The sequence below is a fragment of the Streptomyces sp. NRRL S-920 genome (assembly GCF_000717945.1).
Taxonomy (GTDB): domain Bacteria; phylum Actinomycetota; class Actinomycetes; order Streptomycetales; family Streptomycetaceae; genus Streptomyces; species Streptomyces alboniger.
Genome location: NZ_JODF01000119.1, coordinates 1 through 3,766, shown reverse-complemented (window position 1 = coordinate 3,766; position 3,766 = coordinate 1). Strand labels below are relative to the sequence as shown.

General features: G+C 65.6%; 2 protein-coding genes. Both read left to right on the top strand.

The genetic code is table 11. The annotated features are described in order from the left end of the window. Positions 1-67: 67 nt before the first annotated feature. Positions 68-1,270, top strand: coding sequence for a tyrosine-type recombinase/integrase (locus IG54_RS0136940; RefSeq protein WP_030795475.1), 1,203 nt, complete (start codon positions 68-70; stop codon positions 1,268-1,270). Then, positions 1,263-3,728, top strand: a complete 2,466-nt coding sequence (locus IG54_RS0136935) for a tyrosine-type recombinase/integrase (protein ID WP_234336486.1) — start codon at positions 1,263-1,265, stop codon at positions 3,726-3,728. The genes IG54_RS0136940 and IG54_RS0136935 overlap by 8 nt, the downstream gene beginning before the upstream one ends. Positions 3,729-3,766: the final 38 nt, after the last annotated feature.

The window sequence follows — 3,766 nt, the reverse complement described above, 5'->3', positions numbered from 1 at the left end:
GGTTTGTTAACTGCACTTTCTCGGACTCGTTGAGCGAGACGACATTCGTCTGCTCAAGGAGGCCCGCGTGACGGGAAGCCTGCATCACCAGCTGATCGAGGGACGGATCGACGTTCCTCGGATCGGCTCAGTGATCCAGATGGAGACTCAGCACCCGCCGTACATGGTGGTGGATGAGGCTGGGAAGCACCTCGAACCTGTAGTGCCGTACCTGCGGGATCTGTCGCTCAGCGACAACAGCCCCTTGACCGGCAGAAGTTACGCGTACGACCTGCTGCGGTGGTTCCGCCTCTTGTGGTTTCTCGGAGTTCCGTGGGAGAAGGCGGTGGAAGCGGAGGTAGCCGCCATAGTGGGATGGCTGCGCACGGCCGCGAATCCTCAACGGCGCCGGAGCAGGCCTTCTTCGCCCCCGCCGGGCTCGGTCAACCCGCGCACCGGCAAGCGGTACCTTCAGGTCGGCTATCAGCCCACGACGATCAACCATGCGCTGTCGGTCGTCAGCAGTTTCTACGAGTTCCACCAGGAACGCGGCCGCGGACCAGTTCTCAACCCGGTGCCGAAGTCCTCGGCCCGAAGGCAGGCCCTCACCCATAAGAGCCCGGATGAGCCGGTGCGGCCCTTCCGTCGCGCCCGCCTGCGGCAGCGGGTGCCGAAGGGTGACCCGCGGGCGATCCCGGATGCGATGTGGGACGAGTTCTTCGCGGTGATGAACCACGACCGCGATCGGGCCGCTGTCCTGCTTTATGTGGCCAGCGGGGCCCGCGCCGCAGAGCTGCTGGGCGTCACCCCGGCGGATATCGACTGGCAAGGGCAGATCGTCTACGTCGTCTCCAAGGGCACCAAGTTGCGCGAACCGATCCCCGCCAGCCCGCAAGCCCTGGTGGTACTCGCGGCCTATCTCGACTGGGCCGGACTGCCTCCGGCCCACGAGCCGGTGTTCCGGACCCGCCGCGGTCCGGAGAAGCCGCTCAGCTACTGGGCGATGCGCCGCGTCATCCAACGAGCCAACGACAAGCTGAAGACCAACTGGTCATTGCACGACCTAAGGCACACGGCGGCCGAGCGCATGGCCAACGATCCGCACCTGACGCTGGTCGAAGTGCGGGCCGTCCTCCGCCACAGCGACCTTGCCACCACCGGCCGCTACCTGCGGGCCCGTGTCGAGGACCTCTTCGATGCCCTCCAGGCCCACTACAACCGCCCGCGCGTCCAGCCGAGCATCGCACCGGGTTACGACCCAGAAGACTTCAAGGTGGTGTTCGGTGGCTGACACCACGATCACTCAGGACACCTACACCAGCCGCAACCGGCGCACGAACTACCGCGAGGAGCCGTTCATCCCGGCCCCCGCCTCCCGCTTCGACACCTCGGTCAAGGCCGCCCCGGCGCCTCCGCCCGCGACCCACCCAGGGCCGTTCGGTGATCTGTCCCGGGCGCCGATCACGGAGATCTGCCGGTTGGTGCGGCGGGACGTCCGGCCGTCGAACTGCGGCCGCCATCTGCGCGGGCTGGAGCGTCTGCTCGGGCACCTCAAAGAGCATCCCGGCGACACCTGGCAGCAGCGGTGGCAGGCTGCCGGCTTCGATGCCGATCAAGCCCCGTCCGTCGTCGTGCTGGCCCGCGAGGGAGACCCCTACGACCGGTCCTATCTGATCTCCGCGCTGAAGTGGATGTTCTGCCTGCGCGTCATCCAGCCGTCCGTCGCGGGTTTGCGAGCCAACAGGTTCCAGGACTACCCGGGCACTTTCCGCAAGATCAACAATGATCGTCATCTGGACGAGTTCTTCAAGACGGTCGAGGCGACCAAGCACTTCCGGGACGTCCACAAGAGCAAGGCGAAGTTCGACGCCGTTGCGGCGCTGACCACGCAGGGCATCTCCCTGAAGGAGCTGACTCCCTCGGCCCTTCTGCACTACTCGGTCGAGTGCCGGCGTTTGGGAGTCGTCCCCAGCTCCACCGGACGCACCGGCCGGTTCGCCGCTCTCGGGACCTGGCAGGTGCTGCACGCCATGGAGCACTTCCCGCCAGGGACGCCTCCAACGTTGCGCGCGTTCATCTACACCGGCCAGCGCACCGTCACCCAGCTCGTCGACCGCTATTCGATCAGCCACCGAGGCGTCCGCCAGCTCCTGATCGACTACCTCACCCGGCGTCAGGCGGAGATGGACTACGTCTCGCTCGAAGGGTTGTCCCGCCGCCTGGCGAGCCAGTTCTGGGCGAAGATCGAGAAGATCAACCCAGGCCAGCAAGACCTCGTGATCAGCCCGGACCATTACGACCAATGGCGGGCCGAGATCCAGGTCTGGGACAGGCACCCCACGAGGCAGCGCAAGGACATCTCCAGCATCCTTCTCGCTGTCCGCGCGTTCTACATGGATCTGCACAGCTGGTCGATCGGGGAGCCTGAGCAGTGGGCTCAGTGGGTGGCTCCCTGCCCGGTCCGACGCAGAGACCTGAAGGGATTCGGGAAGCGCAAGCGCGAAGTCAACCAGCGAATGGCCGAGCGCGTTCGGGCTCGCCAGCCCCTGTTACCGGCGTTGTCCGCTCACATCGAGTCCCGCCACGAATACCTCGTCGGCCTCCTGGAGGAAGCCCGGCAGGTGGCACTCGGAGAGCCCTTCACCTATCAGGGCAGCACCTATCACCGCTCGAACTCCTGGCGAGACCGCCAGCGCGAGCGCAAAGAGGAGAACCCGCCGGTCAGGGTCATCGACCCGGCCGGCGAGACGATCGACGTGACCGCCGCTGAGGAGACCGCCTTCTGGGAATGGGCCCAGGTCGAGGTCATGCGGCACAGCGGCATCCGCGTTGAGGAACTCGTCGAGCTCACCCACCTCAGCATCCGCCAATACCAACGGCCCAACGGAGAGGTCATCGCCCTCCTGGTCGTGGCGCCCTCCAAGAGCGAACGCGAACGCGTCATCCCGATGTCCGCCGACCTCTTTCATGCCATCGCCCAGATCATCCGCCGACACACCGCAGACGGACAGACCATCCGCCTCCTCAGCCGCTATGACCCTTACGAAAAGACCTGGTCAGAACCCATGCCGTTCCTCTTTCAGAGGCAAATGGGCACCCTCCACGGGGTGATGGCACCCACCACTGTGCTGCACATGCTCGCCCGCAGTTGCGAGGAGTTGGCCGATGCCAACCCTGCCTTCGAGGACCTCACCTTCACGCCCCACGACTTCCGACGGTTGTTCGCGACCGACATCATCAACGGCGGCCTCCCCATTCACATCGGCGCGGCCCTGCTCGGCCATCTCAGCCTGCAAACGCTCCAGGGCTACGTGGCGGTCTTCGCCGAGGACGTGGTCGCCCACTACCAGAAATTCCTCAACCACCGTCGGAGCCTGCGGCCCGCGGAGGAGTACGTCGAAGTCACCCCCGAGGAGTGGGCCGACTTCGAGGAGCACTTCGACAAGCGCAAGGTCGAGCTCGGCAACTGCGCTCGGCCCTACGGAACCCCCTGCACACACGAGCACGCCTGCATCCGCTGCCCGATGCTCCAGGTCAACCCGAAGATGCTGCCCCGTCTCGCCGAGATCGAGAAGGACCTCCTCATGCGCCGCAAGCGCGCAGAAGAGGAGCAGTGGTTCGGCGAAGTCGAAGGCATCGACGTCACCTTGACCTTCCTCCGAGCCAAGCAAGCCGAAGCTGCCCGGCTCCTTCAAAGGCCCGTCATCGACCTCCCCCTGCCCACACCTCGCTCCGAGGAGAACGAATGATCAACACCGACTCCCAATCGAGTGAAGTGCAGAGAAGG